This is a genomic window from Actinoplanes sp. CA-142083 (assembly GCF_050942195.1).
Classification (GTDB): Bacteria; Actinomycetota; Actinomycetes; order Mycobacteriales; family Micromonosporaceae; genus Actinoplanes.
Window position 1 is genome coordinate 7,479,683 of record NZ_CP192076.1, and the last position, 12,341, is coordinate 7,492,023.

Consider the following 12,341-nt stretch of genomic DNA (forward strand, 5'->3'; position numbering starts at 1 on the left):
GCCATCACGACTCCTGCAGCAGAAGGCGGATCAGGGCGTGCTGGCGGCGAAGCTGATCGGAGGCCCGGCCCGCCGCGTAGTCGCCCTCGTACTCGCTGGACAGGCACCCCGACCACTTCCGGCGGACCAGCAGCGATAGAAATGACGACCACGGGATGTAGTGGTCTTGCAGGTCGTCGTCGATCTCGTAGAACTTGGCCTGGACGTGCACGACGTGGTCGAGGATGTCCTCCAGGTCGGAGACCGGCACGACCGGCACCACCGGCGGCCGCCCGCCGCCGTCGCCCATCCGGCTGGCGACGCCGCCGCCGCGGAAGTGCATCGCGGTCTGGAAGACCCCGGTGTCCATCAGCAGCCCGAAATGCTCCGTTCCCGTGCGCTCGATGAAGGCCAGGTAGTCGTCCACCACCTTGGACCGGATCACCGACGGCCAATGGATTTCCGGGCAGATGACGATGTCCTTGGCGGCGGCCAGGTCGAGCACCCGCTCGGTGGCCGGTTCCCAGACCGGGTCCGGTTCGAGGTCGTCGGTGACGACACCCAGCTTGGGCCGCACGTACCTGAAGCCGAGCTGCGCCGCCAGACGGATGTCGGTGGAAAGCTGCGACACCGCCTCGTCGACGGTCATCGGCCGCCCGCCGCGGCGGGTGTCGACCCAGGAGCCGTAGCAAGTGGGCTCCAGCTTCAGCCGAGAGAGCCGGGCGAACCAGCCGTCGATCCAGGCCGTCGACGGCGAGGGGTAGTTCTCGACGTGCGCCTCTCCCAGGATTTCCAGGCCGGTCGCCCCGAGATCGGCGACATCCTCGACGCAGTCGTCCAGGGTCATCGTGACGCCGTACTCGCCGGTGTAGCTGTAGAGGGAGACACCGTAGGAAATCATCGCGTGATCACCAGCCTGCGCTGCTCGGTCCAGACCGTCGGCTGGAGCTCTTCCGGGATGTAGGACATGGTCAGGCGAAGCTCGGCCGCGACGGTGTGGAACCCGATCGCCAGCGGCTCGGCGCGCGGCACCGACAGCACCGCCGGCACGTCGACCGGCCACCGGGCAGTCTCCGAGCTGAGGGCAACGGGCACGCCGCCGATGCTCCACCGGATCTCGGCGGCCGGCGCCGCGACGTCGTCCACGGTGATCGACGCGCCGACGATCAGGTTCGTCCACACGCCGCGGTAGTAGGGCAGCCGCAGCCGCACCTCGAAGCCGTCCGCGGTGTTGCGGAAGCCCCGGGTCTGAATCATCTGTGGGTCAAGCATGGTCACCTCCGATGGCGGCGCCGGCCGCGCTCTGCAGAACAAGTTGGGATGCGATGTCGCGGGCGCCGGCCACGGCGAGCGCGACGGATGTGAGGGTGGGATTGCACGCGATCGGCGTCGGGATGACGTTGTTGCCGGCCACATAGAGCCCGGTCACGCCCCAGACTTCGCTGTTCGGCCCGCACACCGAGGTGCCGTCGTCGGCCGGGCCCATCCGCGTGGTGCCCTGGTAGTGCAGCGAGGCGCCGGGCGCGAGCAGGAGCGGCTCGTCCCCGATGAACTCGCCGAGCGCGCGGGCCGCCCGCAGGATCTGTTCGCGCGCGGCGGCCAGCGAGGCGCGGTCGCGGGCGGTGAGCGTGTAGTGGATCGACGGCTTCGGCATCCCGTAGTCGTCGACCTCGTCAGTCGAGAAAGCGATCCGATCGGAGGCCTGCAGATCCTTGCCGCAGAACCAACCCAGGCCCACGATCGTCCCGGGCGAGGGCTCGTCCTCGCTGACCAGCGGGATCGGTGACGCGTCCAGCTGCATGACCTGCCCGTGGAAGGGATGCTCGTCGGTGTAGGGCACCCAGCCCACGCCGCTCTGCCCGATGATCTCCGCCCCGGTGGTGACGTCGGCGGCCGAGGCGACGTCGCGCAACCGCACCGCGAAAACCGTCTGGGGCTGGTCGTTCAGATAACGTCCCAACGCCGGCGGTCTGACCCCCGAGGCAAAGAGCAATTGCGGCGTACGCAACGCGTCCGCGGCCACCACGACGAAGCGCGCCCGCACTTCCTGGCCGGCGACCAGCACCCCGACCGCGCGGCCGTCCTCGACCAGCACCCGCTGTACCGGCGACTCGGCGTACAGGGTGAAGTTGGGGTTGTTCCGGGTGACGTCGCCGAAGACTATGTCAGGTCCGGTCCACACCAGCGCCCCGTCCGGCCGCCGGTGCACGGCCAGGGGCATCGGCTGCACCCGCCGGTCCGGCGCGCGCCCGGCGTCGAAGGCATCAGCGAGCCGCGACCGGACCAGGTCGGTGTAGGGCGCGCCGGCCAACGGATGCCGGTCCACCTCCAGCAGCCTTTCCGCCTCGTCGAGCAGCTCGTCGAGGTCCGGCAGGAACCCCATGCGCTCGCCGTCGCCGGGCCGCGGGCAGGCGCCGGTCCAGTGCGCGCCCATCCCGCCGACGTTCGTCGACATCGCGAGGGCGGGCAGCCCGTCCTCGCCCGGCGCCTGATAGCCCTCCGGCAGCAGGTGGGTGCCGGGCCGCAGGATGCGCCGGGCCGGGTCGGCGTACTGTCCCGGCTCGCCGTCGGTGTGCGGGTGCAGCCCCTCCGACCGCCGCTGGGCGGCTCGCTGGGCGGCGAAGCCGGCGATGTTCTTCACGTGCATGCCCGGTGGGTCGGTGAGCGCCGGCCCCGCCTCGAACAGCGCGATGGTGGCGGCCGGCGCCCGCTCGCTGAGGATCCGGGCGTACGCCGCGCCCGTCGGCCCGCTGCCGACGACGACCACGTCGACGGAGTCGGGGAAAGTCCTGGTCATGACGAGACCTCCAACGGTTCGCGGGTGGCGCTGAGCCGGTGGTCCGGCAGCAGCAGTGAGGCGAGCAGGGCGAGCAGGAGGAGGGTGACCGCGGCGGTGGCGGTGCCGACGACGGCGGCCGGCATCGCGTCCTGCAAGACCCACGCCATGTGCCGCTCGCCGCCGAGGTCGGCGACGATGGACGGCAGCGCGGTGGCCACGATGGTCGCGTCGAGCGCGGTGAGCAGCGTGACGACGACCAGGGCGACGAAGAGCGGTCGCAACGAAGGCGCTCGGGAGAGCCGAGCACTCGGCCCGATCAGCGGCTTCCCCCAGCCAATTTCCCGGCGCCCCGCAGGGAGAGCGCGACGCTGGTGAGCGTGGGATTGCACGAGTTGGCGGTCGGGATCAGCCCATTGCCGGCGACGATCAACCCCGCAAGACCCCAGACTTTCCCGTACGTGTCACAGACGCTGGACCCGTCATCGACAGGTCCTGTTCGGACGGTCCCCATGTAGTGCAGGGAGCTGCCGGCGGGCATAATCACGGGCATCCCGTCGACGAACTCGCCGAGCGCCGCCGCGGCCCGCACCTGGAACTTGCGGGCCCGGTCGAGCTCGGCCTCCTCGCGGTCGGTGAGCGCGTAGGCGATCCGGACGCTCGGCATCCCGTTCTCGTCCGGCAGCGCTTCGTCGAAGATGAGCCGGTCCTCGGCCCGCGGCCATTTCCGCACACCCCAGCCCATGCCCACATACCCACCCGGGCTGTCGCGGTAAGGGCTGTCCGCCGGCAGCGGCGCCGGGCAGATCGGCGAATACATCAGCTGCGCGTGGAACGGATGCCGTTCCTCGTCATACCCAATCGACACAACGGCCCGGATGGGATCGATCGGATCGGCTTTGTCCGGCACCGGCAGCACGCCTTCACGCACCGCGACCACCCCGAAGACCAGCGGATGCTCGGTGAGATACCGACCCAGCGCCGCCGGCCGGATCCCCGACGCCCACAACAGCTGCGGCGTCCGGATCGCGTCGGCCGCAACGACCACGGTGTCCGCGAACACCTCACTCTCGACACCGGTCCGCAGATCGCGCAACACCGCCCCGATCACCCGATCGCCGTCGCGGAGCAGCCGCACGCACAGCGTCTCGGCTCGCAGGGTGAAACGCGGATCGTCCACCACCGGGCCGAGCACCACGTCGGTGCCGGACCAGCGCAAGGTGCCGTCCGGGCGTGGGTCGGCGGCCACCGGCAGCGGGCGCACCGCGATGCCGTCCGCGGCGAACTCGGCGCCGACCACGTTCAGGATCGCCTCGGCCTGCGGCGCGCCGCCGAACGCGGTCTTGGTGACGTGCAGCAACCGCTCGGCGTCGGCGACGTGCCGGTCCCACTCGGCCGGGTCGAGGAACGGGATCCGCTCGGTGCCCTGCGGGCGCGGGGTGGCACAGGTCCAGTGCGCGCCCTGCCCGCCGACGCAGGTGGCCACGGCGGCGGCCGGCATCCCGGCCGAGCCCTCGGCGGCCCGGCCGATCAGGTGGGTAGCCTGCCGCGCGGTGACCGTTCCTTCGACGACCACTCCGCCGGGGATGCCGACGACGCCGGAGGACGTCCGGCCCTGCGAGGCGAGCCGGGCGGCGGCCTGCCCGGCCGGGTCGGGGATGTTCTTCACGTTCATCCCGAGCGGCGAGTCGATGACCGGCCCGGCCTCGACCATCAGGACGGTCGCGCCGGTCCGTTCGATGAGCGTGCGCGCGTAGGCGGCGCCGTTCGGCCCGCTGCCGACGATGAGAACGGTAGTCATGCCGCCACCTCGCCGCCGACGATGAGAATGGTCGTCATGCCGCCACCTCGCTGCCGACGGTGAGAGCCGGCACCTCGACCCACGCGTTGGTGCGGGCCGACTCGAGGACCGCCTCGGTCACCGTCGCCGCGCGCAGGCCGTCGGCGAAGGTGGGCAGGCCGTCCGGCGTTTCACCCCGGATCGCGGCGTAGGTGTCGGCGACGAACGCGTCGAAGCAATCCTGGTAGCCCTGCGGATGGCCGGCGGGAACGGTGACGTAACGGGACTCGGCCGTGCCGCGCAGCAGCTGCCGGTTCATCTCGCGGCCGCCGATCCACAGGGTTTCGGGGCTCTCCTGGTCGAAGCTGAGGCTCTCGGCCTCGCCGTCGACCGACACCCAGAGCCGGTTCTTCCGGCCGGGCGTGATCTGGCTGATCGTCACGTTGCCGACCGCGCCCCGGTCGGTGCGGAACACCACGACCGCGGCGTCCTCGGTCTCCACCGGCCGGCCGCCGCGACGCGGGACGGCGGTCATAGTCTGGGCGGCGACCGCGGCGATCCGGTGGCCGCTGACGAACTCGGCCAGGTCGCACCAGTGCACACCGATGTCGGCGAACGCCCGGGACGGCCCGCCGGTGGCGGCGTCGACCCGCCAGTTGTCGTCGGTCTCCTCGGCCAGCCAGTCCTGCAGGTAGGAGCCGTGCAGCAGCCGGACCGCCCCGCTCGTCCCTGCGACGACCCGGTTCCGCGCCTCCCGCACGGTCGGGTAGAACCGGTAGACGAACGGGACCGTGGCGGTCACGCCCGCCTCGGCCGCCAGCGCCACGAGCTCCTCGGCCTCGGCCCGGCTGACGGCAAGGGGCTTCTCGCAGATCACGTGTTTGCCGGCGGCGATCGCGGCCCGCACCAGCGGCGCGTGCGACGCGTTCGGCGTGCAGATGTGCACGACGTCGAGGTCCGCCGCGAGCAGCTCCTCGACCGTCTCCATCGGACGCTCGGCACCCAGCCGCCCGGTCGCTTCCCAGGATTTCGTGGGGGTCGAGCCCACGGCGCCCACCAGCACCCCGCCGCAGCGCTGGATCGCCCGGCTGTGCACCGTGCCCATGAAGCCGACGCCGACGATGCCGGCCCGGATGCGGTCGGTCACCGCTCCACCTCCTTGATGTGCCGCACCGACTCCGCCGAGTCGACGGTCGGGTAGTACTCGAGCCCGATCGGACCGGTGTAGCCGGCCGCGCGCAGGACACCGAGCTGAAGAGCCCAATCCACGTCGCCGCTGCCGGGCTCGCCGCGGCCGGGCACGTCGGCGATCTGCACGTAGTGGACGAGGCCGCCGGCGTTGGCCAGCTCGGTCGCCTGGTCCTCCCCCTCGGTGAGGGAGTGGTAGAGGTCGTAGAGGATGCCGAACCGATCGGAGCCGACCGCCCGGGCCACCCGCACGGCGTCGGCCGTCCGGTCGAGCAGCGCGCCGGGATGGTCGACGCGCGTGTTCACCGGTTCCAGCGCGAAGCCGATCCCGCTGCCGGCCGTCCGGGAAACCACGGTCGCGAAGACCTCGGCGAGGATGTCGAGGTTCCTCTGCCGCGAGGCGCCCGGGAAGCCGAGTCCGGAGGCGAGCACGAGGCGCGGGCACCCGATGCGGCGGGCGTTCTCCACCGCGCGGTCCACCATCTCGAAGTACGCCGTGTGGTCGGTGCCCGGGAAGGTGAAGCTCGTCTTCGGCGGGTATTCGACCAGAGCGGCGGTGACCTGGACGCCGGTCTCCTCGACGGCCCGCTCGACCGACTCGAGGTCTCGCAGGCTCCAGAGCTCCACGGCGCCGAAGCCGGCCTTGGATGCGGCCCGGATCCGGTCGCCCAGATCCGGCCCGGCCTCACCGAAAAGCAGCTCGATGTTCGGGGACAGCCTCATGCCGCCTCCTCGATGGACCGGCGGATCAGCGCGTGCTGCTTGCGGACCAGGTCGATCGGGTCGGCCTCGTCGAGGTCGGCGAAGGCGTGCCCCTCCCACTCGCTCGACATGAAGCCGGAGTAGCCACCCTTCACGAACTCCCGGACGATCGCCGGGTAGTCGATCGCCGGCTCGTCGCCGTTCTCGTCGATGTCGTAGAACTTGGCGTGCACGTGGACGATCTGCGGCATGATGTCGGACCACTCACGCGGGTCGACGTGGCCGTGCATGTTGAAGGCGAGCCGGGCGAACGAGCCGAGGCTCTCCGGCGCGATGCCCTGCGAACGCAGGTATTCGATGAACTCGCCGTGCCGCTCGTTGATGCCGGTGTCCTTGGCCCAGATCTCCTGCAGAACCGAGAGGTCGTTGGGGCGCAGGCCCTTCTTGGTGAGCCCGCGCAGCAGCGTCGGCGACATGCTGTGCATGGTCGAGCTGAAGTCGGCGACGAAGCCGAGCCGCGGCGAGCCGATCTCCTCGTAGGTCTCGCGGATCGCCAGCACCTGCGCCGAGTTGGGCCCCATCGGGGCGTGGATCTCCCAGCCGAGGGTGAGGTCGAGCTCCTCGGCCAGCGGCATCAACCGCCGGATCAGTGCGGGCTTCGCGCTCTGGATGCGCACCAGCGGGAAGCCGAGGGCGCGGGCGCTGCGGAACTGGGCGGCGGTGAACTCGTACTCCTCGTCGGGGGTCATGTCGCGGTCGCGCCGGCGGCCCATGTCGAGGTTGGCGCCGAACGAGCTGGGCACGAAGCCGTGCCGGTCGAAGGCGTCGCGCCACTCCCGGACGAACCCGGCGGTGACCTCCGGGTAGGTGCGGATCGTCTGGGAGGCAACGATTTCGATGCCGGGGCCGATGCCGGCCTTGGCCACCTCGTCGAGCAGGCCGTGCAGGTCGTAGCGGCCGGCGGCCCACTCGCTGGTGAGCGAGTACAGGGTGAGTCCGAGTTGGATGGTCATGGTCGCCTCTCCTCAGCGGACCGCGAGCGCGCGGCGGTTGGTGGCGTGGTTGGTCACGTACTTGCCGGGCGCGATCTGCATGTAGGGCAGCCGGACCGTCATGCTGACCTCGACGTCGACCTCGTCGCCGGCGGCGGGTGGCTCGTCCTGCGGCACGACGATGACCAGCCGGTCCTGCAGGAACCAGAGGGTCTCGGACTGCTCGGCCAGCTCCTCGATGCGATAGCTGCGGTCGCCCAGCTCGGCGCGCAGCGACTCCGCCGGGATCGGCGCGCCGTCGAGGGTGACCGCGATGTCGCTGACGCTGGACAGCCACAGGCTGCGGTACCACGGGATCTTCACCGCGATGCCCAGGCCGTCGGGTCGGCCGCGCAAACTGTCCTCGGTGAGGATGGTGTCGTCGGTGGCCATCAGTGGTTCCTCTCTGCCTCGCGGATCAGTCCCTGCTCGGCCGCCACGACCTCGAACGGGTCATCCCAGTCGTTCCAGTGGAAGCCCTCCCACTCGCTCGAGTAGGAACCGGTGTAGCCGTGCTTGTGCCATAGGGAGACGAGGTCCCGGATGGGGACGGAGTCGTCGTCGACGTCGTAGAACTTGGCGTGCGTATGAACCGTCCACGGCAGCACGTCGGCCCAGTCCGCGACCGGCGCGTGGCCGAACAGGCCGGTGAAGTTGACGGCCATCTCGATCGCCCGGTCGCCGGCGCCGTGCCGGTGCGCGAGCTGCATGACCTGCCCGAACCAGCGGCCGTGCTGCTGCTCGGTCATCGGCGGCCCTTCGCGGTGATGCTCCTGCCAGGTGGCCTCCAGCGCGGAGATCAACTCCTCGCTCACGCCGGCGGCGCGGTACTTGCGCAGCAGCGTTTGCGGGACGGCGCGCAATGAGGCGCCCCAGTCGGGCACGAAGCCGAGGTACGGCGAGCCGAGCTTCTCGTAGCGTTCGAGCAGCGCCTGGATCGCGGGATGCTTCGGGTGCTGATGCGAGTGGATCTCCAAGCCGAGGCGGACATCGTGCTCCTCCGCGACCGGCAGCAGGCGTTCCATGTCGTCGGGGGTGAGCGAGATCTGCACCCGGACGACCGGGAAGCCGAGCTCCTTGGCCGCCGCGATCTGCGGGCGCATGTAGTCGACCAGCTCGTCGTCGGTGAGCATGCGGTCGCGGCGCAGGCCCGCGTCGGCGTTCGCGGACAGGCAGGTCGGTGTCAGCCCGGTCTCGTCGATGAGGGCTCGGAACGCGTGGATCTGATTTTCGTCTAGAGAAGGGAAGCCCTTGAAGCTCTGGAAGCCGACGACCTCCAGGCCCGGCCCGAGGTTGCGGCGGGCCACCTCCCGTACGAGATCGGCGAAGCCGTAGCGGCGCTGGTGGAAGGCCCGGGTGAAGCTGTAGAGGGTGACGCCCTGGATCATGCGGCCATCTCCTTCACGTCGCTCTCCTCGATCAGCAGCACGCCGTGATCGGTGGTGATGTAGGGGATGTAGAGCGCGAGGGTCACCGCGACCTCGTGGGTTCCGCTTGCGGCGGCAAGGTCGCCCTCGATCACGGCCGAGTCGAGGACGTACCACCACTTGTCGTGCCGGGGCGGCAGCTCGTCGAGGCGGCAGGTCTCGCCGTCGACGGTCCAGGTGATCGACTCCCGTGGCACCGAACGGCCGTCGACCGTCCAGCGCACGTCGGCGACCGACGACAGCGGCAATGCGCGGTACCAGGGCATGCGCACGGACATCCGTACGCGATCGCCGTGGATTTTGAAGGTTTCCGGCTCGATGATGAGCTCCGGCATCATGTGAACTCTCTCCTCAGCCCTTGAGCCCGCCGGCGTACCCCTGGATGAATTTCTTCTGCGCGAAGAAATAGAAGGCCAGGATCGGAATCATCGACACGATCACGACGGCGAAAATGAGGTTCCATTGGGAGACCAGGGAACCGACGTAGTTGTACATGACCACCGGCAGCGTCTGATAGTCCGAGCCGTTCAGGAAAATCAGCGCGGTGAAGAAGTCGTTCCAGACGATCAGACCGGCCAGAATGGCGACCGTGCCGGTCGCCGGGCCCATCAACGGGAAGACCACGCGGGTGAAGATGCGGGTCCGGGAGGCGCCGTCGACGGTCGCGGCCTCCTCGTAATCGAGGGGCAGCCGGCGGAAGAAACCGGCGTAGAGAAACACCGAGAGCGGCATCAGCATGCCGGTGTAGACCACGGCCATGCCCCACGGCGTGCCGACCAGGCCCAGCGTACGGGCCTCGACGTACAGCGGCACGATGCCCAGTTGGGTCGGGAGCAGAATGGCGATCAGGAACAGGTAGTAGGTGCGGTTGGACCAGCGGCTGGTCGAGCGCGTCAGCACGTACGCGGCCGGCGATCCCACCGCGATCAGCGCGAGAATCGTGCCCGCCGTGATGATCACGCTCGACAACAGGCCGTGGAAGATGCTCGAGGAGGCGCCGCTGCCCGGCGAGAGCAGGGTGACGAAGTTCTGGAAGGTCGGGCTGGTCGGAAAGGACAGCGTCGAGGTGGTGAGCACCTGCTGTTCCGATTTCAGCGACGTCGAGACCAGGAAATAGAACGGCATCAGCATGACGACGGCCGCGAGGACCGTGCAGATCTCGAGGATCAGCGTTTTCTTGGTATAACGGAACACGACTTTCTCCTCTCTCTAGGCGCGGTCGCGGGTGGCGTACTGCTGCAGGACGGTGAAAATGAGGATGATGACGCTGAGCACAAGAGCGAGCGCGGCGCCGAATCCGAAATTGCTGTAGACGAAGGTCTGCTGATAGACCTCGGTGGCCAGGGTCTGGGTGGCGCCGGCCGGCCCGCCGCCGGTCAGCGCCAGCACCTGGTCGAAGATCCGCAGGCCCTGGATGAGCATCAGCGTCGTGGCGATCGCGATCGACGGCTGGATCATCGGCACCGTGATCGCCCGGAACCGGCGCCATTTGCCCGCGCCGTCGAGGGCGGCCGCCTCCTCCAGCTCCACCGGCACGGTGGCCAGCCCGGCCAGGTAGATGACCATCACGAAGCCGATGTTCTGCCAGACCATCACGACCAGCACGCAGGCGAGCGCCAGCTTGGGACTGGCCAGCCAGTCGTGCTTCCAGCTGTCGAGGCCGGCCGCGCCGAGCGTCTGATTCAGCGGGCCCTCGTAGGCGAAGATGAACTTCCAGATGTACGAGACGGCGATCGGCGCGATGACCACCGGCATGAACAGCAGCGTCCGCAGGATGTACCGGCTCTTCAGCCCGCGGTTGAGGGCGAGCGCGAACAGCATGCCCAGCACGTTGGTGAGCACCAGGAAGCCGAACGCCAGCACCAGCGTGTTGATCAGTGAGCCGGTGAGCTCCTCGCCCTGGAAGATCTTGCGGAAGTTCTCCAGGCCGGTGAAGTCGAACTCGCCGATGCCGGTCCAGTTGGTGAAGGCGTAGAAGGCGCCGCCCGCGGTCGTGGCGTAGATCAGCGCGAGCATCAGGACCACGGCGGGAAGAGCCCACCACCAGTGGCCGTAACCGACCCGATATTTCTTCCTGCTGGTTTCGGCGGTGGCGATCACGGGCTTGGCTGTTCGTTCCATCGTGGTCATGAGACTCATCCCCAGGCCGAGTCCATCGCCTTGAGCACGTCGTCAATCGACTTCTGGCCGGTCAGCAGGCCGGTGACGCCCTGGCCGAGGGCCGCGTAGACCTGGCCGTTGGGCCAGCCGTCGGTGCCGTAGGGCCGGTACTGCTCGCTCGAGAGCAGGTCGGCGACGCCCGCGTACTGCGGGAGCAGGTCGGACGCCTCGGTCGCGCCGATCGGGATGCTGCCCTGCGCCTCGGCGAACTTCTTGGCCTCGGCCGGCGTCACCGAGAACTTGATGAAGTCCTGCACCAGGCTCGGGCTCTTGGTCTTCTTGTTGCCGGCCAGACCGAGGTCGGAGGTGACCGCCATGTAGGTCTTGGTGCCGGTCGGCGCCGGGAAGGGCAGCGCCACGAGCTTCACGGCGCCGTGCGCGGCGTCCATGATGTCCTTGGTCGCGCCGCTGGGCGCGAAGAAGCCGAACAGTTTGCCCTGTGAGGCGCCGTTGGTCAGCGCGTCGAAGCCGGCGCCGGCCGCGCCGTCCTGGAAGCACCCGGCCGCGTTGAGGTCGGCGACCGCCTGCAGCGCGTCCTTCCAGCCCTGGGTGCCGGCGAACTTGACCTTGCCGGCGGCCCGGTCGGCGTTCCAGGTGGGCGTGGGGCCGTAGACGGTGGACGACGCGATCTCCATGGCCAGGATGCCGGTGTTCTCCGGGATCGAGCCGGCCAGCCCGAAGATCGACTTGCCGGCCGCCTTGGCCTTGCCGCACTGGCCGATGACGTCCTGCAGGGTGGAGGTCGCGGTGATCGTGACGCCGCTCTGCTTGGCCAGCACGTCGTTGTAGACGATGCCGCTGATCGCGGTCGCGCTCGGCACCCCGTACACCTTGCCGTTGTAGGAATAGCCCTCCATCTCGGCCTCGGGGATGCCGGTGGCGGCGTCGGGGAGCTCGAGCAGGTGGCCGGCCTTCGCGAGCTGGCCGATCGAGGCGGCCTGCCCGGTGCCGGCGGTGATGTACATGACGTCGGGGCCGTTGCCGGCCTGCATCTGGGTGGTCAGCGTGCTGTTGTACGCGTTCAGCGCGACCCGGTTGGTCTTGATCGTGACGCCGGGGTGCGCGGCCATGTAGTCCTTCGCCAGGGTCTCGTACGCCATCTCGGTGGTGTTGGCGCTCGCGTACGAGAAGTTGATGGTTTGCGACTCGGCTCCGCCGGATTCGCTGCCGCCACCACCACAGGCGGCGAGGAGGAGTCCGGCCACCACGGGCAGCGCCACGGCGGCTGCGGGGCGGCGGTGCCGTGCGATCGGGAACGTCATGGTGAGCCCTTCGGTGTGACGCGGATGGCTGTCCGG

At 69.6% G+C, this 12,341-nt stretch carries 14 protein-coding genes; all 14 read right to left on the reverse strand.

What is annotated here, in order from left to right; all coding sequences use genetic code 11:
- Positions 1 to 4: 4 nt before the first annotated feature.
- Genes ACQPZX_RS34230 through ACQPZX_RS34295 form a run of 14 tightly spaced genes read right to left on the reverse strand, consistent with a single transcriptional unit; the run spans position 5 to position 12,305 of the window.
- Positions 5 to 880: a sugar phosphate isomerase/epimerase family protein gene (locus tag ACQPZX_RS34230; protein WP_433364588.1), complete on the reverse strand. Its 876-nt coding sequence runs from the start codon at positions 878 to 880 to the stop codon at positions 5 to 7.
- Positions 877 to 1,251 carry a C-glycoside deglycosidase beta subunit domain-containing protein gene (locus ACQPZX_RS34235; RefSeq protein ID WP_433364591.1) on the reverse strand — a complete coding sequence of 125 codons (375 nt, stop codon included), beginning with the start codon at positions 1,249 to 1,251 and terminating at the stop codon, positions 877 to 879. The genes ACQPZX_RS34230 and ACQPZX_RS34235 overlap by 4 nt, the downstream gene beginning before the upstream one ends.
- Positions 1,244 to 2,776: a GMC oxidoreductase gene (locus ACQPZX_RS34240; protein ID WP_433364594.1), complete on the reverse strand. Its 1,533-nt coding sequence runs from the start codon at positions 2,774 to 2,776 to the stop codon at positions 1,244 to 1,246. Before ACQPZX_RS34240 ends, ACQPZX_RS34235 begins: the two co-directional genes overlap by 8 nt.
- Complete coding sequence (locus ACQPZX_RS34245; RefSeq protein WP_433364597.1) at positions 2,773 to 3,039, reverse strand: hypothetical protein; 267 nt, start codon at positions 3,037 to 3,039, stop codon at positions 2,773 to 2,775. The genes ACQPZX_RS34240 and ACQPZX_RS34245 overlap by 4 nt, the downstream gene beginning before the upstream one ends.
- A gap of 35 nt (positions 3,040 to 3,074) precedes the next feature.
- Complete coding sequence (locus ACQPZX_RS34250; RefSeq protein ID WP_433364600.1) at positions 3,075 to 4,556, reverse strand: GMC oxidoreductase; 1,482 nt, start codon at positions 4,554 to 4,556, stop codon at positions 3,075 to 3,077.
- 34 nt (positions 4,557 to 4,590) lie between these two features.
- Complete coding sequence (locus ACQPZX_RS34255; RefSeq protein WP_433364603.1) at positions 4,591 to 5,682, reverse strand: Gfo/Idh/MocA family protein; 1,092 nt, start codon at positions 5,680 to 5,682, stop codon at positions 4,591 to 4,593.
- The gene (locus ACQPZX_RS34260) at positions 5,679 to 6,446 is read right to left on the reverse strand and encodes a TIM barrel protein (RefSeq protein ID WP_433364606.1); all 768 of its coding nucleotides are present in this window, start codon (positions 6,444 to 6,446) and stop codon (positions 5,679 to 5,681) included. The genes ACQPZX_RS34255 and ACQPZX_RS34260 overlap by 4 nt, the downstream gene beginning before the upstream one ends.
- A complete protein-coding gene (locus ACQPZX_RS34265) occupies positions 6,443 to 7,438 on the reverse strand; it encodes a sugar phosphate isomerase/epimerase family protein (protein ID WP_433364609.1) in 996 nt (331 codons plus the stop codon). The genes ACQPZX_RS34260 and ACQPZX_RS34265 overlap by 4 nt, the downstream gene beginning before the upstream one ends.
- 12 nt (positions 7,439 to 7,450) lie before the next feature.
- The gene (locus ACQPZX_RS34270; protein WP_433364612.1) at positions 7,451 to 7,849 is read right to left on the reverse strand and encodes a C-glycoside deglycosidase beta subunit domain-containing protein; all 399 of its coding nucleotides are present in this window, start codon (positions 7,847 to 7,849) and stop codon (positions 7,451 to 7,453) included.
- Positions 7,849 to 8,844 (reverse strand): sugar phosphate isomerase/epimerase family protein, encoded by a 996-nt coding sequence (locus ACQPZX_RS34275; RefSeq protein ID WP_433364615.1) that lies wholly within the window; start codon positions 8,842 to 8,844, stop codon positions 7,849 to 7,851. Before ACQPZX_RS34275 ends, ACQPZX_RS34270 begins: the two co-directional genes overlap by 1 nt.
- A complete protein-coding gene (locus ACQPZX_RS34280) occupies positions 8,841 to 9,221 on the reverse strand; it encodes a C-glycoside deglycosidase beta subunit domain-containing protein (protein WP_433364618.1) in 381 nt (126 codons plus the stop codon). The genes ACQPZX_RS34275 and ACQPZX_RS34280 overlap by 4 nt, the downstream gene beginning before the upstream one ends.
- 13 nt (positions 9,222 to 9,234) lie before the next feature.
- On the reverse strand, positions 9,235 to 10,077 hold the full coding sequence (locus ACQPZX_RS34285; RefSeq protein ID WP_433364621.1) for a carbohydrate ABC transporter permease: 843 nt from the start codon (positions 10,075 to 10,077) through the stop codon (positions 9,235 to 9,237).
- Between the two features lie 15 nt (positions 10,078 to 10,092).
- On the reverse strand, positions 10,093 to 11,004 hold the full coding sequence (locus ACQPZX_RS34290; RefSeq protein ID WP_433364624.1) for a carbohydrate ABC transporter permease: 912 nt from the start codon (positions 11,002 to 11,004) through the stop codon (positions 10,093 to 10,095).
- 14 nt (positions 11,005 to 11,018) lie between these two features.
- Positions 11,019 to 12,305 (reverse strand): ABC transporter substrate-binding protein, encoded by a 1,287-nt coding sequence (locus ACQPZX_RS34295; protein WP_433364627.1) that lies wholly within the window; start codon positions 12,303 to 12,305, stop codon positions 11,019 to 11,021.
- Positions 12,306 to 12,341 lie beyond the last annotated feature (36 nt).